Annotated in this window: 25 protein-coding genes; 1 reads left to right on the top strand and 24 read right to left on the bottom strand. The window is 60.6% G+C overall.

Going from position 1 to position 22,236, the window contains the following annotated elements; all coding sequences use genetic code 11:
- Positions 1-21: 21 nt before the first annotated feature.
- From TK06_RS29725 to TK06_RS29625, 21 genes are all read right to left on the bottom strand, one after another.
- The gene (locus TK06_RS29725) at positions 22-1,026 is read right to left on the bottom strand and encodes a substrate-binding domain-containing protein (RefSeq protein WP_063324927.1); all 1,005 of its coding nucleotides are present in this window, start codon (positions 1,024-1,026) and stop codon (positions 22-24) included.
- A gap of 175 nt (positions 1,027-1,201) precedes the next feature.
- Positions 1,202-2,020 carry an SDR family oxidoreductase gene (locus tag TK06_RS29720; RefSeq protein ID WP_063324926.1) on the bottom strand — a complete coding sequence of 273 codons (819 nt, stop codon included), beginning with the start codon at positions 2,018-2,020 and terminating at the stop codon, positions 1,202-1,204.
- Between the two features lie 236 nt (positions 2,021-2,256).
- A complete protein-coding gene (locus tag TK06_RS29715) occupies positions 2,257-3,132 on the bottom strand; it encodes an SMP-30/gluconolactonase/LRE family protein (RefSeq protein WP_063324925.1) in 876 nt (291 codons plus the stop codon).
- Positions 3,129-3,875: a FadR/GntR family transcriptional regulator gene (locus TK06_RS29710; RefSeq protein ID WP_063324924.1), complete on the bottom strand. Its 747-nt coding sequence runs from the start codon at positions 3,873-3,875 to the stop codon at positions 3,129-3,131. The genes TK06_RS29715 and TK06_RS29710 overlap by 4 nt, the downstream gene beginning before the upstream one ends.
- Positions 3,876-4,037: 162 nt before the next feature.
- Positions 4,038-4,598 carry a DUF1285 domain-containing protein gene (locus tag TK06_RS29705; RefSeq protein WP_014339492.1) on the bottom strand — a complete coding sequence of 187 codons (561 nt, stop codon included), beginning with the start codon at positions 4,596-4,598 and terminating at the stop codon, positions 4,038-4,040.
- Positions 4,599-4,614: 16 nt separating this feature from the next.
- On the bottom strand, positions 4,615-5,220 hold the full coding sequence (locus TK06_RS29700; protein WP_063324923.1) for a DUF4823 domain-containing protein: 606 nt from the start codon (positions 5,218-5,220) through the stop codon (positions 4,615-4,617).
- A gap of 985 nt (positions 5,221-6,205) precedes the next feature.
- Positions 6,206-7,174, bottom strand: a complete 969-nt coding sequence (locus tag TK06_RS29695) for a GTP 3',8-cyclase MoaA (RefSeq protein WP_063324922.1) — start codon at positions 7,172-7,174, stop codon at positions 6,206-6,208.
- A 153-nt stretch (positions 7,175-7,327) separates the two neighbouring features.
- Positions 7,328-7,966, bottom strand: a complete 639-nt coding sequence (locus TK06_RS29690; RefSeq protein WP_060741238.1) for a TetR/AcrR family transcriptional regulator — start codon at positions 7,964-7,966, stop codon at positions 7,328-7,330.
- A 383-nt stretch (positions 7,967-8,349) separates the two neighbouring features.
- Entirely contained in the window at positions 8,350-9,144 is a 795-nt protein-coding gene (locus tag TK06_RS29685) for a TatD family hydrolase (RefSeq protein ID WP_063324921.1), read from the bottom strand.
- An 11-nt stretch (positions 9,145-9,155) separates the two neighbouring features.
- A complete protein-coding gene (locus tag TK06_RS29680) occupies positions 9,156-9,512 on the bottom strand; it encodes a PilZ domain-containing protein (RefSeq protein WP_053180946.1) in 357 nt (118 codons plus the stop codon).
- A 125-nt stretch (positions 9,513-9,637) separates the two neighbouring features.
- Complete coding sequence (locus TK06_RS29675) at positions 9,638-10,624, bottom strand: DNA polymerase III subunit delta' (protein WP_063324920.1); 987 nt, start codon at positions 10,622-10,624, stop codon at positions 9,638-9,640.
- Entirely contained in the window at positions 10,617-11,249 is a 633-nt protein-coding gene (gene tmk, locus TK06_RS29670) for a dTMP kinase (RefSeq protein ID WP_063324919.1), read from the bottom strand. Before tmk ends, TK06_RS29675 begins: the two co-directional genes overlap by 8 nt.
- A 19-nt stretch (positions 11,250-11,268) precedes the next feature.
- Entirely contained in the window at positions 11,269-12,429 is a 1,161-nt protein-coding gene (gene mltG, locus TK06_RS29665; protein WP_086936743.1) for an endolytic transglycosylase MltG, read from the bottom strand.
- A 3-nt stretch (positions 12,430-12,432) separates the two neighbouring features.
- The gene (gene pabC / locus TK06_RS29660) at positions 12,433-13,248 is read right to left on the bottom strand and encodes an aminodeoxychorismate lyase (RefSeq protein ID WP_063324917.1); all 816 of its coding nucleotides are present in this window, start codon (positions 13,246-13,248) and stop codon (positions 12,433-12,435) included.
- Complete coding sequence (gene fabF / locus TK06_RS29655; RefSeq protein ID WP_063324916.1) at positions 13,248-14,492, bottom strand: beta-ketoacyl-ACP synthase II; 1,245 nt, start codon at positions 14,490-14,492, stop codon at positions 13,248-13,250. The genes pabC and fabF overlap by 1 nt, the downstream gene beginning before the upstream one ends.
- Positions 14,493-14,600: 108 nt before the next feature.
- On the bottom strand, positions 14,601-14,837 hold the full coding sequence (acpP, locus tag TK06_RS29650; protein WP_003175607.1) for an acyl carrier protein: 237 nt from the start codon (positions 14,835-14,837) through the stop codon (positions 14,601-14,603).
- A 191-nt stretch (positions 14,838-15,028) separates the two neighbouring features.
- Entirely contained in the window at positions 15,029-15,772 is a 744-nt protein-coding gene (fabG, locus tag TK06_RS29645) for a 3-oxoacyl-ACP reductase FabG (RefSeq protein ID WP_018613558.1), read from the bottom strand.
- Positions 15,773-15,787: 15 nt separating this feature from the next.
- Positions 15,788-16,726, bottom strand: a complete 939-nt coding sequence (gene fabD / locus TK06_RS29640) for an ACP S-malonyltransferase (protein WP_003204258.1) — start codon at positions 16,724-16,726, stop codon at positions 15,788-15,790.
- 123 nt (positions 16,727-16,849) lie between these two features.
- On the bottom strand, positions 16,850-17,860 hold the full coding sequence (plsX, locus tag TK06_RS29635; RefSeq protein ID WP_086936742.1) for a phosphate acyltransferase PlsX: 1,011 nt from the start codon (positions 17,858-17,860) through the stop codon (positions 16,850-16,852).
- A gap of 4 nt (positions 17,861-17,864) precedes the next feature.
- On the bottom strand, positions 17,865-18,047 hold the full coding sequence (rpmF, locus tag TK06_RS29630) for a 50S ribosomal protein L32 (RefSeq protein WP_003179396.1): 183 nt from the start codon (positions 18,045-18,047) through the stop codon (positions 17,865-17,867).
- 13 nt (positions 18,048-18,060) lie between these two features.
- Complete coding sequence (locus tag TK06_RS29625) at positions 18,061-18,588, bottom strand: YceD family protein (protein ID WP_003204262.1); 528 nt, start codon at positions 18,586-18,588, stop codon at positions 18,061-18,063.
- A 105-nt stretch (positions 18,589-18,693) separates the two neighbouring features.
- On the opposite strand from TK06_RS29625, the gene TK06_RS29620 reads away from it, so the two are divergent.
- Positions 18,694-19,272: a Maf family protein gene (locus TK06_RS29620; RefSeq protein WP_063324914.1), complete on the top strand. Its 579-nt coding sequence runs from the start codon at positions 18,694-18,696 to the stop codon at positions 19,270-19,272.
- Between the two features lie 138 nt (positions 19,273-19,410).
- On the opposite strand, the gene TK06_RS29615 is transcribed toward TK06_RS29620, so the two are convergent.
- Genes TK06_RS29615 through rluC form a run of 3 tightly spaced genes read right to left on the bottom strand, consistent with a single transcriptional unit; the run spans position 19,411 to position 22,029 of the window.
- On the bottom strand, positions 19,411-20,400 hold the full coding sequence (locus TK06_RS29615) for a S49 family peptidase (RefSeq protein ID WP_063324913.1): 990 nt from the start codon (positions 20,398-20,400) through the stop codon (positions 19,411-19,413).
- Positions 20,401-20,420: 20 nt separating this feature from the next.
- The gene (locus TK06_RS29610) at positions 20,421-21,083 is read right to left on the bottom strand and encodes an HAD-IA family hydrolase (RefSeq protein WP_063324912.1); all 663 of its coding nucleotides are present in this window, start codon (positions 21,081-21,083) and stop codon (positions 20,421-20,423) included.
- Positions 21,073-22,029: a 23S rRNA pseudouridine(955/2504/2580) synthase RluC gene (gene rluC, locus TK06_RS29605; protein ID WP_063325247.1), complete on the bottom strand. Its 957-nt coding sequence runs from the start codon at positions 22,027-22,029 to the stop codon at positions 21,073-21,075. Before rluC ends, TK06_RS29610 begins: the two co-directional genes overlap by 11 nt.
- Between the last annotated feature and the right edge of the window lie 207 nt (positions 22,030-22,236).

Here is a 22,236-nt window from a genome sequence, read left to right as displayed (position 1 = left end):
CGCTTTTGAATCAACCGGCCATCAGTTCCACAGGCCGATTTTTTCCAGCTCTTGCTTGAAGTTCTCCCGGGTGATCAGCGTCACCTCGTCCATGGCGGTGTACTTCGGCGGTTCCTTGCCGGTGGTGATCCACTCGTACATCATTTCGGCGGTCTTGTAGCCTTCGATGTGAGGGCTTGGCAGCATCGAGCCGAAGAAGCCGCTGTCAGGCTTCTTCAACTCACCGATGGCGTCGGTGCCGTTGATGCCGATGCCGATCACATTGGCCGCCTTGAACCCCGCGGCTTCGGTGGCGCGCACGCCGCCCAGCACAGTGTTGTCATTCATGCCACCGATGATCAGGTTCTTGGCGGCGCTTGGCAGCTTCACCAGGGCCGAGTTGGTGGAGTCCATGCTCCCGGGCACGTCGAGGGTCTTGAGCGCTGAATAAAGGATGTGGTCTGCCGGCATCCCGGCCTTTTTCAGGGCATCGACCGAACCGTCGGTGCGCTTCTTGCCGGTGTCCAGTTCGTTATAGGTGTTGATGACGGCATAGGTGTCTTTCCAATCCCAGCCACGTTTTTTCGCCTCAGCCGCCATGGCGCCGCCCTGCTTCTGGCCGACTTCGAACGCCGCCATGCCCAGGTACGGTACGTCTTCCATGAACTTGCCATCGGAACCGACGAAGCGGTCGTCGACGGCGATCACTTTCATGTCATTGAGCTTGGCCTTGGCCACGATGGCCGGGCCGAGGGAAACGTCCGGCGGGCAGATCACGAAGCCCTTGGCACCGTTGGCGGCCAGGCTGTCGATGGCCGAGAGGGTTTTCTCGCCGTCGGGCACGGCGATCTTGATCAACTGGAAGCCTTTATCCTTGGCCGCCTTCTCGGCAAACGCCCATTCGGTCTGGAACCAAGGCTCCTCGGCCTGCTTGACCAGGAAACCAATTTTTACCGCATCGGCCGCCAGCAAGTGGCTGCTGAGGCTGACCGCGGTAACCGCCAGGGCGGCGCGACACAGGGAACGGATCCCACGACGATGTTTCATAGTTGACTCCTTGTTTTTTTTATTGAAAGCCAAACGACCAGGGTTCTGCTCCACCGTCGGTGGAAATGCGCAGGCTGGGCGGTCACATCAAGTTGCTACACAGCATAGGCCTGAATAGTCATATCGTATGATGATTGGATTACAGGCGAAGTTTCCCACTGCAATCCAGGAATATTCAGTCGTGGTACATGACCGAACGTCCCCCATCGATGGTGATGCATGAGGCATTGATAAACGGTGCTTCATCGCTGGCCAGGAACACGGCCGTCATTGCCACTTCGATCGGTTGCCCGATGCGCCGTGGCGGGTGCAGATCCAGCGCGCGCTGGCGTTCGGCATAAGGATCGGCAAAGCCGTTCCAGTAGTCGACGTTCAGTTGGGTCTCGATATAACCCGGTGCGATGGCATTGACGCGTACCCCTTTGGGCGCGTATTCGATGCCCAGGGCGCGGGTCAGGCCGAGCAGGCCATGCTTGGCCACCGGGTAAGGGAAACAACCGGGAATGATGTGGGACGAATGGGTCGAAGCAATGTTGATGATGCTGCCCACGCCCTGCTCGATCATCTGCGGCAACACCGCCTTGCAGCCGTACCAGGCACCATCCAGGTCGATGGCGAAGCAGCGACGCCAATCTTCTTCGGTCATTTCCAGCGGGTCACGGAACACATTGACACCGGCGCAATTCACCAGCACATCGATGCGACCGTGCCGCTCGACGGCATGCCGGGCCATGGCGTGCAGGTCCTGCTGGTTCGACACATCGGCTTTCAGCGCATGCACGTCCGCCCCGCGTTCACGCCAATGAGCGGCAACCGTCTCGACCTTCTCGGCCTGAATATCGCTGATCACCAGCCGTGCCTGTTGCGAAGCGAACGCGGCGACGATCGCCTCGCCAATGCCCTGGGCCGCGCCGGTCAGCAGCACCACTTTGTTTTTCAGGCGCTCGCCCTTCGGGGGCTCGGGCACTGGCGGCAATGAAAGCGGCTCAGCCATGGATCAAGACTCCCGGACGCAGGCACGACAAAAACCGGGCATCCAGGGACGACCGGTCAAAAGACGTTGTAAGCAGCCGTGAATCGCGTACGCCGCCGAGGCGTACGGGGGAGGATCGTTGCATCACTTCACCTGTCTTGTTTTTTTAGTGTGAGTGCGTATTGCCGATGGAGCCGACTATAAACCCGACCGCCAAATAATCTCAATATATATATTTACATCCCATATTTTGGGATTCATCCCGCAAACCGAGTACAAGCCACGCCCGGTATATCGACCCGCATGGACAGCACCGCACCGTCCAGCGGATGACCCAACGGGCTCGCCGCACTGGTGATGTACAAGGTCTTGAGGTCGTCGCCTCCAAACACACAGCTGGTCGGCCGGCTGACGGGCAGTTCGATCACCCGGTCGACCTGGCCTTGCGGATTCAATCGCAGCAGGCAACTGCCGTCCCAGCGCGCGTTCCAGATATAACCCCGGGCATCCATCGCCGAACCGTCCGGCCCGCCGCGCGGGTGTGGACCGAACCAGACCTCGGCGGGAGCCAGGCTGCCATCGGGATGGATAAAGTGCCGATACAAAGTGCCGTCGAGGCTCTCGCCGAAATACACCGTGGTGCCATCTGGACTCCACAACAAGGTGTTCGGGATACCCAGCCCGCGTAACAACGGCATGACCCGGCCATCGCCACTGACACGAAAGAGGCCGCCGGAGCGCCGCTCGATGGGTAGGTCCTCTGCGTTTTCACCGATGTTGTTCTGCATGGTGCCGAGCCAGAGCTGGCCCAAGGCATCGCAACGGGCTTCGTTGGCACGATTGCCCAGTTGCGGGTCGGCCATGCACAGCAGGGTCAGGCGCGGTTCCAGGCCCGGCGAATCGAGGTCCAGCCGGTAGACACCACTGCTCAGCGTCACCAGTGCATCGCCACTCTGCGTCGGGATAAAGGCGGACACATGCTCGGGCATCTGCCAGATCTGCACATTGGCGCCGATCAACCGCAGCGCCTGCTTGCCGGCGATATCGACCCAGTACAACGCCTGGGTCGGCTCATCCCAGAACGGCCCCTCGCCCAAGATCGCCCGATGTTCCGTAACAGCCGTCCACGTCATTGAAACCTCCCGTTCCCTATCTGCCCGGCAGCGTCTGTCCGACCGGCCATGACATTAGGGTAAAAGCGCTTGATGGCCAGGTCTGCGTTATCGATCAGGGTCATGCACGCCCACACACCCCGCGCCGCGTCACGGGCCGCGATGGCGTCGGCGATGTCCTTGTGGATGGGTAAGGTGCGGCGCAGTTCATCCGGGTCGGCAGCCGATACCTCGAACGATACCGCCAGCAGCGCGCCCAGGGCCGGGACCATCTGTTCGATGAATTGATTATGGCTGGCGGCGAGGATGCATTCGTGGAAAAACTGGTCGGCGCGGTTGTAATCCGCGCCGCTGTCCACGGCCCGCTCCAGCGCATGGTAGGCCAGGCGGATCGCCTGCACCTGGTCGGCCGTGGCCCGTTCACAGGCCCAACGCACCGCCATCGGCTCGATGGTGCGGCGCAGGTCCAGCAAGTCATCAACGAAATTTTCCGGCAAGCCACTGCGTGACAGCCAGCCAACCACTTGGGGGTCGAACAGGTTCCAGCGTCGCACCGGCAACACCCGCGTGCCGACTTTCGGCCCGACCTCCAGCATGCCTTTGGCCACCAGGGTCTTGATCGCCTCGCGAATCACCGTGCGACTGACGCCCAGTTGTTCGCCCAAGTCCGCCTCGACCTTGATGGTTTGCCCAGGCTTGACCTGGCCGGCGGCTATCCAGCCCCCCAGCCAATCGACGGTCGATGCATGAAAACTGCTGGACATGAAAACCCCGCGAGCCACTCTTATAGGAGGCTCACGCTAATCATCATATGATTGGGTGTCAATTTGAATTTTTACGTAACCCACCTCTGGGAGCGAGCTTGCTCGCGATAGCGGTCGTCCAGCCAACACAGATGTTGGATCAACCATCGCTCCCAAAAGGGCTCAGGGTTCCAGGCCTATGGGGAAGAACTCGCCACCGCTCCACACACCCAACCAGCGCTGCCCATCGATCTCGCGACTGACCGCCAGCTCCACCAGTTGGTAGAACACATTGCGATGGATCAGTGCTTCGAGATTGCTGCGCACATGCACGTAGGGCGCGGGTTCCTGGGTCTGGGGATCGATCACCACCCGCAGTGGATGCTCGCCGCCGGCCTCAGTGGTTTCCTCGACATTGGTGGTGAAGCGCAACAACTGCCCTTCCCCCTGCCCTTCGACCTCAAGGGTCACGGCCACGAACGGCGCGTCATCGACCTTGATGCCGACTTTTTCCACAGGAGTGATCAGGAAGTAATCATCGCCGTCGCGGCGGATGATGGTGGAGAACAGCTTGACCATCGGCTTTCGCCCGATGGGCGTACCCAGGTAATACCAGGTGCCGTCCCGGGCGATGCGCATGTCGATATCGCCGCAGAAGTCGGGGTTCCACAAGTGAACCGGCGGCAGGCCTTTGGTCTTGGGGATCTGCCCCAGCAAGTCATTGGCTTTTTGCGGTCCGCTCATGGTGACTCCTGATTATTTATTCGTCGCTCATCCCCAGCAGGCTGCGGGCATATTCACGCAAAGGCGTGGCGATGAGGTCTTGTGGCTGCTTGTCGTGCAACGTCAGTAAACCGCCACGACTCTTGATCCGTGCAGTATCAATCAAATACTGGGTGCTGGTCTCGATCAACATGATTTGAATCACGCTGGTATCGACACCCAAGCGATCCAAGGCTTCTTCATCCTGCCATTCATCCGTGTTGCCGATGCGGTTGTCAGCCTTGGCGAAGCGGGTGTACAGCAAATAATGGGCGCCAGCGGAACGGGCCTCGCCCATGGCCTGGTCGAGGCCTTCGGGAACGCGGGCGCGACGGACCATGGGGAAATATTCGATGAAACCATTGAAGGCTTCCTCGGCCACGACGTTGGGACGCGGATAAGCACTGCCTGGCGGAGCGAAGGCGCCCTGGGCGATGTAGATGAACGAGTCGGGCTGAATACGCAGGTTGTTCACACGACGGCTGTCGCTATGGTCCAGCAGACCGGCGTCGCTCATGTGGTAACGAACGCCCTCTCCCATGTCACTGACATTCATGCAGCCACCAAGCGCCAAAATGGCCAGCAGCAAAACCAGGCTACGCATCCTACCCTCCAAAAAACCGGTGTCGGAAAACCGGCGAATGGTCGTGGGATGCAGCTTTTGCGCCAGACCTTGGGATTGATTGGATTTTCCGCCTGGAATGCAGTTGTGGCGAGGGAGCTTGCTCCCGCTGGGGCGCGAAGCGGCCCTAAAACCCGGCGACACGGTAGATCAGGTTGATTGAGTGAGCTTGAGAGGGGCTGCTGCGCAGCCCATCGGGAGCAAGCTCCCTCGCCACAAAAGCATCCCGCTCGACCAACCGATTTGCTCTTGAGACTGACACTGATTCGAGGCATTCCCTTAACCCGCGCCGTGCCCAATTCCCGTGGCGAGGGAGCTTGCTCCCACTGGGGCGCGCAGCGGCCCTAAAACCCGGCGACACGGTGGATCAGGTTGATTGAGTGAGCTTGAGAAGGGGCTGCTGCGCAGCCCAGCGGGAGCAAGCTCCCTCGCCACAAAAGCATCCCGGTCGACCAACCGATTTGCTCTTGAAACTGACACTGACTCGAGGCATTCCCTTAACCCGCGCCATACCCAATTCCCGTGGCGAGGGAGCTTGCTCCCGCTGGGGCGCGAAGCGGCCCTAAAACCCGGCGACGCGGTGGATCAGGTTGATTGAGTGAGCTTGAGAGGGGGCTGCTGCGCAGCCCAGCGGGAGCAAGCTCCCTCGCCACAAAAGCATCCCGGGCGACCAACCGATTTGATCTTGAGACTGACACTGACTCGAGGCATTCCCTTAACCCGCGCCTTGTCCAATTCCGCTAAAACGAGGCAGTAATCACGCAATGGCGGCGATCACATCCGACAGCAAAAAGTGTTCCGCGATACACCTGAGGCCACTTCCCCGTGGCGAGGGAGCTTGCTCCCGCTGGGGCGCGCAGCGGCCCTAAAACCCGGCGACACGGTGGATCAGGTTGATTGAGTGAGCTTGAGAGGGGGCTGCTTCGCAACCCAGCGGGAGCAAGCTCCCTCGCCACAAAAGCCTTATTCAGCCGCCGATGATTTTCATGATGGTCGCGCCGCCGGAGAATGCCACTTCCTGCTTGTCCCCCAACGCTTTGACCAACAAGCGCTGAAGCGCCGGCAATGCCTGGTGGCGGGGCTTGTCCAGCAGGTCGCCGACGAAATGACGGTTACTCGACGACAGGCAGCCATGCAGCCAACCAGTGGAAGACAACCGCAACCGTGAGCAGGTACGGCAGAAAGGCACGCTTTCGTTGGCGATCACGCCAAAGTGCCCCAGCCCCGGTATCTCATAGCGCACCGCGGTAGCATCCACCGGCGCATCGGCTTGCAGGTACTCGTACTGATCGCCGATCAGGCTGAGCAGTTGCTGGAGGCTGACGAACTGTTGCAGGAAAGCATTGGAGTCGCTGGCCAGGTGCCCCATGCGCATCAACTCGATGAAACGCAACTCATAGCCACGTTCCAGACAGTATTCGAGCAAAGGCATCACCTGGTCCAGGTTCTGCCCGCGCAATGGCACCATGTTGACCTTGATCTTCATCCCGGCGGCTCGGGCCTGGTCCATGCCATCGAGCACGGTCGCCAGGTCGCCGCCCCGGGCGATACTGCGAAACGCGGCGGGGTCCAGGGTGTCGAGGGAAACGTTGATGCGACGGATACCGGCGTCTACCAGCAAGGGCAGTTTTTTCGCCAGCAACTGGCCATTGGTGGTCAGGCTGATGTCCTCCAGGCCCATCTGCCCCACCGCCATCATGAAACGCTCGAGCTTGGGGCTGACCAACGGTTCGCCGCCGGTGATGCGCAGCCGCTCGATGCCAGCGGCCTCGATCAAATAGGCCACGCCACGCGCCATGGCCTCGGCCGACAGTTCATCCTGCGCAGCCACCAACCGCTTGCCGTCAGGCACGCAATAGGTACAGGCGTAATTGCAGGCTGAAGTCAGGCTTATCCGCAGATTACGGAAACGCCTGCCTTGACGGTCAACGATCATGGGTCACTCCGGCACGAGAAAAATCGGACTCGCAAAAATTGACCTAGAAATCAAGATTTCGCAAGACCCAAGCCTGAGTATATTACTGGGACACTGCGCCATGTAAGCGGACATGGCGCAATAAGACAGCTGAATGTCTTGGCCTGTGCGGCCTCAGTTGCTCGGGACGTCGGTATCGCGCTTGCGCTTGTTGCCCATGCGCACACCAATGTCCATCAGGAACTGGAAGAAACCTTCCTGGTCTTCCAGCACGTTGCTCCAGAACGGTGAGTGATACAGCGCCACCGCGCCATGCACCAGCGCCCAGGCAGCGCAGTAATGGAAATAAGGCGGCACGTCTTCGAGCTTGCCTTCGCTGATCCGGCCCTTGATCAGCAGCGTCAGGCGTTCGAAGTTCGAGGCGCGGATCTTGTGCAGCTCCTCGACCATCTCCGGCACCTGGTTGCCCTTGACCACTTTCTCTTCCAGGCGATCGAACAAGCGGTAGCGCTGCGGGTCGCGCATGCGGAACTCGAAGTAGGCCCGGGACAGGGCCTCCTTGTCCTTGTCCACATCGGCCGAATGCAGCAGCTCGTTCAAATCGCGCTCGTAGTCGAGCATCAGGCGCAGGTAGATCTCCGCCTTGGATTTGAAATGTTTATAAATCGTGCCTTTGCCGATACCCACGGCATCCGCAATCATCTCGACGGTGACACTGTCTTCACCCTGGTCGAGGAACAACTTGAGCGCGGTGTCGAGAATTTCCTGCTCGCGGCGGCGAAACTCACGGACCTTACGGGGTTCTTTGTGCATAAGAAAAAGGTCTGAAGGGTCAAAATTCGAAGCCGGGTATTATGCCTAACTTACGCAAAAATGCACGGATCATCCGTTCTCGGCCACTGTTCTTCACAAAACCGACACGCCCGGCTCGCCGTTTCTCACGCCAATGCGCCGCGCCTGCGAGGTTTGGCGACAGTGAGAACTTATCCGAAGCGAGCGTATTCCAAATTTGTTTAAAAACCACCCCGGCCAGACTGGACGGGTTGGCATACTGATCAATACTTGAACTGTCGGCGCGACATCTCCCCCAAGTGACGCGCTGATGAAGGTACCAACGGACCGCGTGCCTTTGTTTTACTCCTAATGGTCTTAACCCGGATTCACCCCCCAGAACCCGGGTTTTTTTTGCATGGAATTCAGGCTTGCGCCACACGCACGTGAGCCAGTGGAAACAACTGCTTAAAATTTTCCGTCGTCTGCTCGGCAAACCGCTCGTAGGACTCACCGCGCAGCATCGCCAGGAACTCTGCCACTTCCCGTACGTATTGCGGAAGGTTCGGCTTGCCACGATAGGGAATGGGCGCCAGGTAAGGCGAGTCGGTCTCCACCAACAGCCGATCAGCGGGCACTTTGCTGGCAACGTCGCGCAATGCATCGGCATTGCGGAACGTGACAATCCCGGACAAGGAAATGTAATAGCCCATGTCCAGGGCGGCCTTGGCCATGTCCCAATCTTCGGTGAAGCAATGCAGCACCCCGGCCTGGGGCAGCGCGGCGTCACGCAGCAAGGCCAGGGTGTCGGCCCGGGCGCCGCGGGTGTGGATGATCACCGGCTTGCCGGTCTGCCGGGCGGCCTCCAGGTGCAGCCGAAACGACGCCTGCTGCACGTCGGCGGCTTCCGGTTCGTAGTGATAGTCCAGGCCGGTTTCGCCGATGGCGACTACCCGTGGATGGTCCAGCTCACGCAACAACCAATCGAGCGCCGGCGCGGCGTCGGGCTGGACATCCAGCGGGTGAACACCGACCGAGCAATCGACATCGGCATAACGTTCGGCCAGAGCCTTGACGTCGGCGGCGTTGTCGGCGCTGACGCCGATGCACAGGAAATGACCGACACCCCGCTCACGGGCCGCGTCCAGCGCAGCATCCAGGGAGCCGCCATGGGCAGCGAGGTCGAGACGGTCAAGGTGACAATGGGAATCTACAAGCATAAAAGGCCGGGCTACATCGTATGAGTGGGACGGTCGGACTTCAGGGAGCCGGCCAAGTGGGTTTCGATCTGATTGCGGGCTGAATTGTCGCCGTCGCTGAATTGCACACCAACGCCGGCGGCCCTGTTGCCCTGGGCGCCTTTGGGGGTAATCCAGATCACCTTGCCGGCGACCGGGATCTTTTCAGACTCATCCATCAGGCTCAAGAGCATGAACACTTCATCACCCAAGCGATAATTCTTGTTGGTGGGAATGAACAGGCCACCGTTCTTGATGAAAGGCATGTAGGCGGCGTAAAGCACCGACTTGTCCTTGATAGTCAGGGACAGGATGCCGTTGCGTGGCCCGGGACTGACAGGTTCGTTCATGCTGATCTCCGCTGCGATTGAGCTGAGTTTAGCGTCCTGTGTCACAAATACTGTTCCTTTTTGACGGCGTCTGTTGTCGTCAAGAAAGGAACGTATTGGCGAAACAGGACACTGGGCCGTGTCTGTCAGTTTCGACCCGGCAAACTCGCCCACTGCACCAACAGCGCCTCGAGCAACAGCACCCGATTGAGGTTCGCTTTGCCCAGCACCTTCTGACGTTGGGCAAGAATCCAGTCCTGAATGTTCAAGATTTTATCCTGGCTGCTTTTTTGCGCCAGGTACTGGATCACCTTGCGCATGTCCGCCAACCCCAGGCCAGCCTCGTCCTCGGTCAATTGGTAGCGCAGGATCAGGCTCGACCAGTCGCAGAACCAGTCAAACAGCAAGAGCAACGGGATCGCGTTCCAACCCTCGGCCAGTTGCGTGGGGGATTGCTGCTGCTTGAGCAGTTTCTTCACCCCATCCACCACCAAGGCCCGCTGCTCCCGCACGCCCTGGGCCTGAAGGCTGACAGCCCCCAGGGGCGAACCGGCCGCCAGGGTCAGCAACTCGACACGCTCTTCGTCGCTGCTGTCGGGCAAGGCCTGGGCCAGCCACTGCAAGCTCATCGCCTCGCTCGGCAGCGGGCAGGCCTGTTGCACGCAGCGACTCTTGATGGTCGGCAGCAAGCGACTCGGCTGGTGGCTGACCAGCAACAGCACGGTGTCGCCGGAAGGCTCTTCGAGACTTTTAAGCAAGGCGTTGGCGGCGTTGATGTTCATCGACTCGACCGGCTCGATCAGCACCACCTTGCGCCCGCCCATCTGAGAGGTCTGGACCACGAAGCTGACCAAATCCCGAACCTGGTCGACCTTGATCGCCTTGTCCGCCTCCTCCGGTTCCAGCACGTAATTATCGGGATGGCTGCCCGCCTTAAGCAGCAGGCAGGACTTGCACTCGCCGCAGGCGTTCGAGACACCAGGACGCTGGCACAGCAGGCTGGCCATCAGGCGCTCGGCCAGCGCCCGCTTGCCGATGCCGGCCGGGCCGTGCAGCAGATAGGCGTGGGCATGCTGGGCACGACCGGCCAGTTGCTGCCAGAGGCCGTCTTGCCAGGGATAGGCTTCAGCCACGGACGCGCTCCAGCAAACGCGGCAGCAAGCCGTCCAGGGACTGTTGGACCTGGGCCAGCGGTTGCGCGGCATCGATCAGCAGGTAACGCGCCGGATCGGCCTTGGCGCGATTCAGGAAGGCACTGCGTACGGCGTTGAAGAAAGCCTGGCCCTCCAGTTCGAAACGATCCAGCCGACCACGGGCACTGGCGCGGGCCAGGCCGATTTCCACCGGCAGGTCGAACACCAGGGTCAGGTCTGGCCGCAGGTCACCCTGGACGAAGGTTTCCAACGCACCGATGCGCTCCACGGACAAGCCCCGGCCGCCGCCCTGGTAGGCATAGGTCGAATCGGTAAAACGATCGCAGAGCACCACTGCGCCACGGGCCAGCGCCGGGCGAATCACCTCGGCCAGATGCTGTGCCCTGGCCGCGAACACCAGCAACAGCTCGGTGTCGGGGTTCATGACCTCTTCAATGGGCGCCAGCAGCACCTCGCGAATTCGCTCGGCCAGCGGCGTACCGCCCGGTTCGCGGGTCAACACCACCTCGATGCCAGCAGCCCGCAGGCGTTCGGCCAGGTATTCGCGGTTAGTGCTCTTGCCGGCGCCTTCCGGGCCTTCCAGCGTTATAAACAAGCCAGTCACAGGCGATCCTTAATCAAAGTCATTGCGGGCTCGGCGGCTCGCTGGCATCCGGTTCGGGAGCCGGCACTTGGGGCGGCACCTGGGGTACAGCGTCGGGCGCCGTGTCGGGTGATGCCGCGGGAATGGGTGCCTGCTCGTCCGGTGTTGCCGGGGCCGGACTGGAGCGGTAATCGGCACGGCGCTTGAGTTGGAATTCGCGCACCGCGTTGTTGTGCGACTCCAGGTCATCGGAGAACACGTGGCTGCCGTCACCGCGGGCGACAAAGTAAAGGCTGTTGCCCTGCGCCGGGTTCAACGCGGCATGAATCGCCTCGCGCCCCACCATCGCAATCGGCGTCGGCGGCAGGCCAGGAATCAAATAGGTGTTGTACGGATTTTCTTCTTTCAGATGGGCGCGGGTGAGTTTGCCGGTATAGCGCTCGCCCAGGCCATAGATCACCGTGGGGTCAGTCTGCAGCAGCATCCCCAAGCGCATGCGCCGCACAAAGACGCCGGCAATCTGCCCGCGTTCCTGGGGCACGCCGGTTTCCTTCTCCACCAGCGACGCCATGATCAGCGCCTGATACGGCTGGGTATAAGGCACATCGGCGGCACGCTGTGCCCACTCCTTGGCGAGCACGTCTTCCAGGCGCTCGTAGGCTTTTTTCAGCAGGTCGACGTCCGAGGTGCCGCGCACGAAGCGATAGGTATCCGGGAAGAATCGGCCTTCGGGAAATATCCCGGAGTGACCCAGACGGTCCATGACCTGGGCGTCGCTCAGGCCGGTGAGGGTCTGCTGGAGTTTTTCATCCTTGGCCAGTGCGGCGCGCACCTGGCGGAAGTTCCAGCCCTCCACCAGCGTCACGCTGTACTGCACCACTTCGCCGCGTTTCCAGACACCGATCAGGCCTTCCATGGTCATGCCCGGCACCATCCGATATTCACCGGAATGCAGTGGCTGGTCGGCGAGATTGAAGCGCCAATAGATCCGCAGCCAGAAGGCGTCCTTGATCAGGCCATCGGCTTCGAGGCGCTTGAGGGTTCCGGTCGGGGTGGTCCCGTTGGGCACGTCCAGCAATTCTTCCTGGGTGATGTTCAGCGGCTGTTGCAGCGCCGAATGAATCTTCCAGGCCGAAGCGCCCAACATCAGCCCTGCCAGAACCAGTCCGGTCTCCAGCAGCAGCAAGAATTTACGTCTCACGAATCAAACATCCAATAGCGCACGGGCAAGGGTTTGCAGTTTACGGGTGAGCGGGCCAACCGACCAGCGCGCCGAACCGCATCCGCGTACCGGCCACACGCCATAAACGCTGTTGCAGACAAAGACTTCATCAGCCTGGTGCAGCTGTTCGAGACTGATATCCGTGATTTGCGTGGCGATGCCTTGGGACTTGGCTTGAAACAATAATTCTGCGCGCATCACGCCGGCCACGCCGCAACGGCTCAGGTCCGCCGTGAACAACACGCCGTCGCGCACCAGGAACAGGTTGCTGAAGACACCTTCGATCACCCGCCCGGACGTATCCAGCATCAAGCCTTCGGCGTATTGCCCATCGCTCCATTCGGCACGAGCCAGCACTTGTTCCAGGCGATTGAGGTGTTTGAGGCCGGCAAGCAAGGGCTGCTCGGACAACCGCACGCTGCAGGGAAACAGCAGAACGCCTTGTTCGGCATGGGCGGCGGGATAAGCGGCTGGTGGGCTCCCTTGCAGGATGCGTCGGGCCGGGGTCGAGGGATCTGCGGCATAACCGCGCAGACTGTCGCCACGGGTCACGATCAGCTTCAGCACGCCGTAGCCCAGGCGCCGGGCATAGGCATTCAACTCGGTGCTCAACGCGCTCATGTCGACGTTGAGCGCCAACCGCCGGCAACCGGTTTCCAGGCGTTGCAGGTGACGCGCCAGCAACACCGGTTCGCCACCCTGCACGGCGAGGGTCTCGAACAACCCATCGCCGTAAGCCAGGCCGCGATCTTTCAGCGACAGGACGTCGGCCGGCTGACCGTCGACCCAGCTTTCCATCAACCGGCGAACCGGCGGAACACCAGCGAACCGTTGGTCCCGCCAAAGCCGAAGGAGTTGGACAGCACCACATCGATGTCCATGCTGCGGGCAGTGTGCGGCACGAAGTCCAGGTCGCAACCTTCGTCCGGCTCATCGAGGTTGATGGTCGGCGGCGCTGTCTGGCTGTTGATCGCCAGGACGCTGAAGATCGCTTCCACCGCCCCTGCCGCACCCAACAGGTGACCGGTCATGGACTTGGTCGAACTGACCGCCAGCTTGTACGCGTGATCGCCGAACACGGTCTTGATCGCCTGGGCTTCGGCCAAGTCGCCGGCCGGGGTCGAAGTGCCGTGGGCGTTGATGTACTGCACTTGCTCGCCGTTGAGTTTCGCATCACGCAAGGCGTTGGCGATGCAACGGGCAGCACCGGCGCCATCGGCCGGTGGCGACGTCATGTGGTAGGCGTCGCCGCTGGTGCCAAAGCCGATCAGTTCGGCGTAGATGGTCGCGCCGCGCGCCTTGGCGTGCTCCAGCTCCTCGAGCACCAGCGCACCGGCACCGTCGGACAGCACGAAGCCATCGCGGCCCTTGTCCCATGGCCGGCTCGCACGGGCGGGCTCGTCGTTGCGGGTCGACAGCGCACGGGAAGCACCAAAGCCCCCCATGCCCAGGCCGCAAGCCGCCATCTCGGCGCCACCGGCAATCATCACGTCGGCTTCGTCGTACATGATGTTGCGCGCGGCCATGCCGATGCAGTGGGTACCGGTGGTGCACGCCGTGGCAATGGCGTAGTTGGGTCCCTGGGCACCCAGGTGGATGGACAGGAAACCGGAAATCATGTTGATGATCGAGCCCGGCACGAAGAACGGAGAAATCCGTCGCGGCCCCGATTCGTGCAGCGTGCGGCTGGTTTCTTCGATATTGGTCAAGCCGCCAATACCCGAGCCCATGGCCACGCCGATGCGTTCACGGTTGGCGTCGGTGACTTCCAGCCCGGCGTTGCGCACTGCCTGGAAACCGGCTGCCAAGCCGTATTGAATGAACAGGTCAAGCTTGCGAGCTTCCTTGACCGACAGGTATTCCTCGACATTGAAGCCCTTTACCGAGCCGCCAAAACGGGTGGAATAGGCAGAAAGGTCGGTGTGTTCGATCAGACCAATGCCACTGCGGCCAGCCAGAATGCCCTGCCAACTGCTCGGCACATCCGTGCCCAGTGGCGACAACATACCCATACCGGTGACTACGACGCGTCTACGCGACACAGCACTCTCCTTTTTCTAATGACGACTTTGCATCAGGCCTAAAGAAAAAACCGCACGCCGTGATGGCAGTGCGGTTTTTCCATGACAGCTAGCGACGACTAAAAACGATTACGCCTGGTGGCTGGTAACGTAGTCGATAGCAGCTTGTACAGTAGTGATCTTCTCAGCTTCTTCGTCAGGAATCTCGGTCTCGAATTCCTCTTCCAGAGCCATCACCAGCTCAACGGTGTCAAGGGAGTCGGCACCCAGGTCTTCTACGAAGGAAGCGGTGTTCACAACTTCTTCTTCTTTAACGCCCAGTTGCTCGGCAACGATTTTCTTGACGCGCTCTTCGATGGTGCTCATACCTTGTTTTCACTCCTAATGGACAAATTCAGGCAGCTGGCCGGTGGGTAAGTGTATAGAAGAACTTTTCGGTTTTTCAACCGAAAGCTTCACTCCTCAAACCCTGCGGCCCGCCGTCTATAAATTGATTGCAGCTTTATAACGGATTTTAGACAGCTCGTATGACATTTTTTTGAAGCAATCCGTCACATTTAACTCATGTACATCCCGCCGTTCACCGGGATTGTAGCCCCGGTCACGTATGCCGCACCGTCCGACGCAAGAAAAGCGACCACGGACGCGATTTCTTGAGCTTGCCCCAGACGACCCAGCGGAATCTGTGTCAACAAGGCTTCGCGCTGTGCTTCCGGCAGTTCACGGGTCATGTCGGTGTCGATGAAACCCGGTGCAACCGAGTTTACCGTAATCGAGCGCGAACCCACTTCACGCGCCAGCGCACGGCTGAAACCTTCCAGACCGGCCTTCGCCGCAGCATAGTTTACTTGGCCTGCGTTGCCCATGGCACCCACAACCGAACCGATACTGATAATTCGCCCCCAGCGAGCCTTGGTCATGCCACGCAAAACGCCCTTGGACAGCCGGTACAGGCTGTTCAGGTTGGTGTCGACGACGTCGAACCATTCGTCATCTTTCATGCGCATCATCAGGTTATCGCGGGTGATACCGGCATTGTTGACCAGGATCGCCGGCGCACCGAACTGCTCCTGGATGCTTGCCAGCACCGCCGCAACGGATTCGTCGCTGGTGACGTTCAACTCAAGGCCGGTGCCTTGGATGCCGTTTTCCTTCAGGGTCGCAGCAATACGCTCGGCACCCGAAGCGGAAGTCGCGGTGCCGATGACGATGGCGCCTTGACGACCCAGTTCCAGGGCGATGGCCTGGCCGATGCCACGGCTTGCACCGGTCACCAGTGCAACTTTACCTTGCAGACTCATGCAAGCTTCTCCTGTTCAGGCCTGCGCTGCACGGGCGGCAGCGAAGGCGTCTGGGGTGTTGAGGTTGGAAGTCGATACGCCTTCGGCGCAGCGTTTGTTCAGGCCTGCCAGCACTTTGCCAGGGCCGCACTCGACCAGCTCGGTCGCGCCCTTGGCCGCCAGGGTCTGCACCGATTCGACCCAGCGAACCGGCTTGTAGAGTTGCTCCAGCAGATCACGCTTGAGGGTCTCGAGATCCGGCGCCACGTTGGCGCTGACATTCTGCACCACGGGAATCTGCGGCGCCTGCCAGTCGATGGCGGCGATGGATTCGGCAAAGCGCTCGGCAGCCGGACGCATCAGTTCGCAGTGCGACGGCACGCTGACCGGCAGTGGCATGGCGCGCTTGGCTCCACGGGCCTTGCAGCCCTCGATGGCGCGCTCGACAGCCGCCTTGGCACCGGCGATGACTACTTGGCCCGGGGAGTTGAAGTTCACCGCACTGACCACATCGCCTTGCGCCGCTTCGGCACAGGCGGCCAGCACATCGGCGTCTTCGAGGCCGAGGATCGCGGCCATGCCGCCCTGCCCGGCCGGAACCGCTTCCTGCATCAACTGGCCACGACGCTCCACCAGTTTCACCGCGTCGCCCAGGCTCAGGCTGCCAGCGGCTACGAGGGCGCTGTATTCGCCCAGGCTGTGACCGGCGACGAATGCCGGGCGCGCGCCGCCTTCAGCCAGCCACAGGCGCCACAATGCGATCGAGGCGGTCAGGATGGCCGGCTGGGTTTTATCGGTTTGATTGAGGCGCTCTTCCGGCCCTTGCTGGGTCAGTGCCCAGAGGTCATAGCCGAGCGCATCGGAAGCTTCTTTGAATGTTTCGAGGATCAGCGGGTATTGCGCGCCCAGCTCGGCCAGCATGCCGAGGGACTGCGAGCCCTGTCCTGGAAAGACGAATGCGAGGGAAGCAGACATGAAAACAAAGCCCCTAATGATCTTGTCGTCAAAAATTGACGCCCCTGGGGGCGCTAGGAAACTGAGAGTTGGATGGCGGCTTGAACCGACCGGTCACATTTAAGCATTGTCGGACGAAAACGCCTAAGTTAACAAATCCTCGAGGCGACCATGCAGGCGCTCCGGCAGGTTTTCCTGGATCTCGATCACCGCTCGGTTGATCGCACTCTGGAAACCCTGCACCCCCGCCGAACCGTGACTCTTGATCACGATCCCCTGCAACCCAAGGAAACTCGCACCGTTGTGCCGCGCTGGCGCCAGGTCAGCCTGCAACCGACGCATCAACGGCAGCGCCAGGGCGCCGACCACCCGCGAGGCGAAGCTTTGCTTGAACAAGGCCTCGATGCGCTGGCCGATCATGGTCGCCAGGCCTTCGCTGGACTTGAGCAGGATATTGCCGACGAAGCCGTCGCACACCACCACATCGGCCTCGCCACGGTACAAGCCATCGCCTTCGATGAAGCCGATATAGTTGATGCCGCGCGCGCCCTGCAGCAGCGTGGCCGCCAGCTTGACCTGCTGGTTGCCCTTGATGTCTTCGGTACCGATGTTCAACAACGCCACACGAGGGCGCACGATGCCCAGGGTTTGCGCCGCGACCGAGCCCATCACCGCAAATTGCAGCAAATGTTCGGCACTGCAATCGACGTTGGCCCCCAGGTCGAGCAACTGACAAAACCCACGCTGGGTCGGAATCGCCGCCACCATTGCAGGCCGGTCGATACCCGGCAAGGTCTTGAGCACGTAGCGCGACAGCGCCATCAGCGCACCGGTATTGCCTGCGCTGACGCATGCCTGGACCCTGCCATCGCGCAGCAGCTCAAGGGCTACCCGCATCGAGGCGTCAGGCTTGCCGCGCAGGACCTGGGCCGGCTTTTCGTCCATGGTGATGATTTCGGACGCTGGGGCAATCGTCAGGCGCGCGCGGTCGACAGCCGATTGGCCGCTGAGCATTTCTTCCAGGAGGGAGGGTTGACCGACGAGGGTCAGGTGCAGCGAGGGCGTAGCATTCAGACAAGCAAGGCTGGCCTGAACAATGCTGCGGGGACCGAAGTCCCCGCCCATTGCGTCAATCGCGATGACTTGAGCGGACAAGTGATTACTCGTCGGCGCCCTTGTCGATCACTTTACGACCACGGTATACGCCTTCTGGCGATACGTGGTGACGCAGGTGAACTTCACCAGTGGTTTTTTCTACGGACAGGGTGCTAGCCTCGAGAGCGTCGTGCGAACGGCGCATGTCACGGGCAGAGCGGGATTTTTTGTTCTGCTGAACAGCCATAATTGATTAACTCCTAAACGTTTGGGTCACGCTTTAACTGCGCCAATACACTGAACGGGTTGGACCGCGTTACCTCGTCCTCGCTCGGTTCGGGCTCATCTGCTCCCGCCGGCTGCTGGCATTCTTCCGGATGATGAGCAGGCACAATGGGCAAGGCGAGCAGAAGCTCCTCCTCGATCAGTGACTGCAGATCCAATGGATCTTCGCCCAGTTCCAGCACGTCATAACCTTTCGGCAACGACTGGGTATTCGCACCCTCCTTCACCACGGCGTAACTGCATTCGCTGTGGATCGGCAGGGTGACCAGCTCAAGACAACGCTGGCAAACCATTTTGACTTCAGTGTCGATAAAGCTGTGGATTACCACAGATTTACGTTCATCTCGTTCAAAAACGAATTTGGCCTGGACCGTACCGACATCGTCGGAAAGCGGGTCGCAGAGTCTCTTCAAATCGGCCAGCAGCAGTTCACCTTGAAGGGTGGTGCCACGGTCAGCCAATTTGCGCGGGTCAACGTGAGGTGGAATCGGGTCATTCAACATAGGCGCAGCATTATAGGGATGCCCCCGGCCATGTCAAAGGAAATTCAGCCCTGTCCGTCACTTGCGCGCCTCGCTAGAATTCGCCCCTGCCTTTTGGAGCCGCCCATGCTGCCTTTATTACTTGCCTCAAGCTCGGTCTACCGCCGGGAATTGCTTGCCCGCCTGGGACTGCCGTTCGTCTGCTGCTCACCCGACATCGATGAAAGCCGTCGCCCCGGCGAGCCCGCCCTTGAACTGGTCAAGCGCCTGGCCCGGGAAAAAGCCCTGGCACTGGCCGACAGCCACCCGGCGCACCTGATCATCGGCTCAGACCAGGTCGCCGTGCTCGGCGAACGCATCCTGGGCAAGCCTCACACCTTCGAGAACGCTCGCGAGCAATTGTTGGCCGCCAGCGGCGCGAGGGTCACGTTCCTGACAGGCCTGGCGCTGCTCAACAGCCAGACCGGCCACTGCCAGGTCGATTGCGTTCCATTTACCGTGAACATGCGCGCACTGGACCCAGGGCGCGTCGAACGCTACTTGCGGGCCGAGCAACCCTATGACTGCGCGGGCAGCTTCAAGGCCGAAGGACTGGGCGTGAGCCTATTCCAGAGCACCGAAGGGCCAGACGCCACCAGCCTGGTTGGCCTGCCGTTGATTCGTCTTGTGGATATGTTGCTGGCCGAGGGTGTGCAGATCCCCTGAAGAAAGCCCGGCTGCAAACCTGTGTGGCGAGGGAGCTTGCTCCCGCTCGGTTGCGCAGCGACCGCAACAAACGGGGCTGCTGCGCAGCCCAGCGGGAGCAAGCTCCCTCGCCACAGGGATCGAGAACAGCACTGGCAATCAGCGCAACGCCGGGCCTTGGAACCCCATCCACATCGCCAAATGCTCGGCAATGCTAGCCCCCAGCTTTTTCGAGAAACGATCGAACGGCGACTCTTCGATGGTGAAGTCCACCAGGTCTTTCTGGCCGATCACATCCCGCGCCACCGAACTGGCACTGCCCAAGCCGTCGATCAGGCCCAGCGGCAACGCCTGCTCACCCGACCAGACCAGCCCGGAGAACAACTCCGGATGCTCCTTGTCCTTCAAGCGCTCGCCCCGACCCTTCTTGACGCTGGCAATGAATTGCTTGTGAGTGGTATCGAGCACGCCCTGCCAAAAAGCGGTTTCTTCAGGCTTTTGCGGCTGGAACGGATCAAGGAAGGATTTATGCTCGCCGGAGGTATACACGCGACGCTCCACCCCCAACTTATCCATGGTCCCGACAAAGCCATAGCCGGTCGCAGTCACACCAATGGAGCCCACCAGACTGGCCTTGTCGGCATAGATCTGGTCCGCCGCGCTGGCAATGTAATAAGCACCGGAGGCACCGAGATCGGAAATGACCGCATACACCTTGGTATCCGGGTGCAATGCGCGCAGCCGCACGATCTCGTCGTAAACGTACCCCGATTGCACCGGACTACCGCCTGGACTGTTGATACGCAGCACCACGCCCTTGACCTTCGGATCCTCGAAGGCGGCCCGCAGGCTACCGACGATGTTGTCGGCACTGGCAGGCTCTTTGTCGGCGATCATGCCCTCGATATTGATCAAGGCGGTGTACGCCGAGCCGGCGACAGCGCTTTTCTCCATGTTCATCAGCGGCGTGAACAGCGCCAGCGCACCAAAGAGATAAATAAAGGTCAGCAACTTGAAGAAAATACCCCAGCGGCGGGAGCGACGCTGTTCCTGCACGCTGGCGAGCAAGGTTTTCTCCAACAGCTTCCAGCTTTTGTCATCCCCGCTCTCGGCGCTCGCCTTGACAGGTGCTTTCCATTCATCGGTCATGCGTGAATCCCCAGCAAAACTTAAAGAGCCCGCTGGCTCAGCCAGGCGTGCAACTCAGGAAAATGATCAATGGCCAGTCGCGGCTCGAATGCCCGTAGCGCCTCGATCGTTTGAGCGCCGTAGCTGACCGCCACCGACCCCATGCCGGCGTTGCGCGCCATCTGCAGGTCGAATGACGAATCCCCCACCATCAGCGCCTGCTCCGGCCGCACGTCGCAGTGTGCCAGGATCTGCTCGAGCATCAACGGATGCGGCTTGCTGGCGGTTTCGTCCGCGGCACGGGTGATGTCGAAATAATCCTCCCAACCATGGGACTTGAGCACTCGATCCAGCCCGCGACGAGCCTTGCCGGTCGCGACAGCCAGGTGATAGCCCTCGGCCCGCAGAACCTCCAGCGTAGCCGCCACACCCTCGAACAACGGTGAAGGCTCGGCGTCCAGCGCGATGTAGTGATCGGCGTAATGCTGACGAAAAACCACCAGCTCATTGTCGTCGATTTCCGGGTACAGGCTGCGAATAGCTTCTGGCAATCCGAGACCAATGATGCCTTTTACCGCTAAGTCGTCGCACCGGGCATACGCCATGCGGTCCGAGGCGACATGCATCGCCTCCACGATCCGGCCAATGGAGTTGGCCAGAGTGCCATCCCAATCGAAGATCAACAGTTTGTAGTCAGGATGCACTCAACCGCTCCACGGTCTTGGCCCACATGTCGTCCACCGGGGCCTGCAATTTCAGCTCGCCACCATCGGGCAGCGGCACGGTCAGCATGTAAGCATGGAGAAACAGGCGCTTGCCGCCCAGATCGCGGATTTCCTTGGTGAAATCGTCATCGCCGTACTTGCTGTCGCCGGCAATGCAATGCCCGGCATGCAAGGTATGGACACGGATCTGGTGGGTGCGCCCGGTCACCGGTTTGGCTTCGACCAGGGTGGCGAAGTCATCGAAACGGCGCAGCACCTTGAATACCGTCAGCGCCTCCTTGCCCTCCTCATTGACTTCGACCATGCGCTCGCCGGAACGCAGGTTGCTCTTGAGCAACGGCGCACGGACTTGCTTGATGGAGGTTTCCCAGCGACCACGCACCAGCGCCATGTAGCGCTTGTCGACGCCGTCGCCGCGCAATTGCTCGTGCAGGTGGCGCAACATGCTGCGTTTCTTGGCGATCATCAGCAGGCCGGAGGTGTCGCGATCGAGGCGGTGGACCAGCTCCAACTCCTTGGCGTCCGGACGCAACTGACGAAAGGCTTCGATCACACCGAAATTCAGGCCGCTGCCGCCGTGAACCGCAATACCTGCAGGCTTGTTGATCACGATCAGGGCTTTGTCTTCATAGATAATCGAGGCTTCAAGGCGTTGCAGCAGCCCCTGGGCCAGGGGCACCGGCTCATCGCGCTCGGGCACGCGAACCGGCGGCACGCGCACGATGTCACCGGCCTGGAGCTTGTACTCGGGCTTGATCCGACCTTTGTTCACTCGCACTTCGCCTTTGCGCAAAATGCGGTAGATCAAGGTCTTGGGCACGCCTTTGAGCCGGGCCAGCAGGAAGTTATCGATTCGTTGGCCGGCATATTCCGGCGAGACCTCGAGCAGTTGAACGCCAGGGGTCGAAGGGGCAGTAGTTGTCATGGCGGCGATCATAACAATTTTTTATGGAATTGAAGCACTTAATCATTGCTGCTATAGTCGCGAACGCCGCCAAAAGTGGCTGGACAGTGGACCAGCGGTCAAAAACCGGCCCTGACCAACGCAATTCACGAGGACGAGAGGCCGTCCTACGGGGCTTTCGCTACGTAACGGTAGAGTTTTCAGGTGTAACGAGCGCAGGTGACATGA

It is taken from the genome of Pseudomonas fluorescens (assembly GCF_001623525.1).
Lineage (GTDB): Bacteria > Pseudomonadota > Gammaproteobacteria > Pseudomonadales > Pseudomonadaceae > Aquipseudomonas > Aquipseudomonas fluorescens_Q.
The sequence above is the reverse complement of the archived record's forward strand: the minus strand, read 5'-3'. Positions and strand labels throughout refer to the sequence as shown.

Excerpts from the sequence above, each read along its gene's own strand:
- TK06_RS29615 (WP_063324913.1), bottom strand. The coding sequence starts at position 20,400 with ATGACCGATGAATGGAAAGCACCTGTCAAGGCGAGCGCCGAGAGCGGG.
- fabD (WP_003204258.1), bottom strand. The coding sequence starts at position 16,726 with ATGTCTGCTTCCCTCGCATTCGTCTTTCCAGGACAGGGCTCGCAGTCC.
- pabC (WP_063324917.1), bottom strand. The coding sequence starts at position 13,248 with ATGGAAAGCTGGGTCGACGGTCAGCCGGCCGACGTCCTGTCGCTGAAA.
- TK06_RS29620 (WP_063324914.1), top strand. The coding sequence starts at position 18,694 with ATGCTGCCTTTATTACTTGCCTCAAGCTCGGTCTACCGCCGGGAATTG.
- TK06_RS29695 (WP_063324922.1), bottom strand. The coding sequence starts at position 7,174 with ATGATCGTTGACCGTCAAGGCAGGCGTTTCCGTAATCTGCGGATAAGC.
- TK06_RS29685 (WP_063324921.1), bottom strand. The coding sequence starts at position 9,144 with ATGCTTGTAGATTCCCATTGTCACCTTGACCGTCTCGACCTCGCTGCC.
- TK06_RS29720 (WP_063324926.1), bottom strand. The coding sequence starts at position 2,020 with ATGGCTGAGCCGCTTTCATTGCCGCCAGTGCCCGAGCCCCCGAAGGGC.
- acpP (WP_003175607.1), bottom strand. The coding sequence starts at position 14,837 with ATGAGCACCATCGAAGAGCGCGTCAAGAAAATCGTTGCCGAGCAACTG.
- fabG (WP_018613558.1), bottom strand. The coding sequence starts at position 15,772 with ATGAGTCTGCAAGGTAAAGTTGCACTGGTGACCGGTGCAAGCCGTGGC.
- rpmF (WP_003179396.1), bottom strand. The coding sequence starts at position 18,047 with ATGGCTGTTCAGCAGAACAAAAAATCCCGCTCTGCCCGTGACATGCGC.
- TK06_RS29690 (WP_060741238.1), bottom strand. The coding sequence starts at position 7,966 with ATGCACAAAGAACCCCGTAAGGTCCGTGAGTTTCGCCGCCGCGAGCAG.
- TK06_RS29710 (WP_063324924.1), bottom strand. The coding sequence starts at position 3,875 with ATGTCCAGCAGTTTTCATGCATCGACCGTCGATTGGCTGGGGGGCTGG.
- TK06_RS29680 (WP_053180946.1), bottom strand. The coding sequence starts at position 9,512 with ATGAACGAACCTGTCAGTCCCGGGCCACGCAACGGCATCCTGTCCCTG.
- TK06_RS29700 (WP_063324923.1), bottom strand. The coding sequence starts at position 5,220 with ATGCGTAGCCTGGTTTTGCTGCTGGCCATTTTGGCGCTTGGTGGCTGC.
- rluC (WP_063325247.1), bottom strand. The coding sequence starts at position 22,029 with ATGACAACTACTGCCCCTTCGACCCCTGGCGTTCAACTGCTCGAGGTC.
- TK06_RS29715 (WP_063324925.1), bottom strand. The coding sequence starts at position 3,132 with ATGACGTGGACGGCTGTTACGGAACATCGGGCGATCTTGGGCGAGGGG.
- TK06_RS29725 (WP_063324927.1), bottom strand. The coding sequence starts at position 1,026 with ATGAAACATCGTCGTGGGATCCGTTCCCTGTGTCGCGCCGCCCTGGCG.
- TK06_RS29705 (WP_014339492.1), bottom strand. The coding sequence starts at position 4,598 with ATGAGCGGACCGCAAAAAGCCAATGACTTGCTGGGGCAGATCCCCAAG.
- TK06_RS29625 (WP_003204262.1), bottom strand. The coding sequence starts at position 18,588 with ATGTTGAATGACCCGATTCCACCTCACGTTGACCCGCGCAAATTGGCT.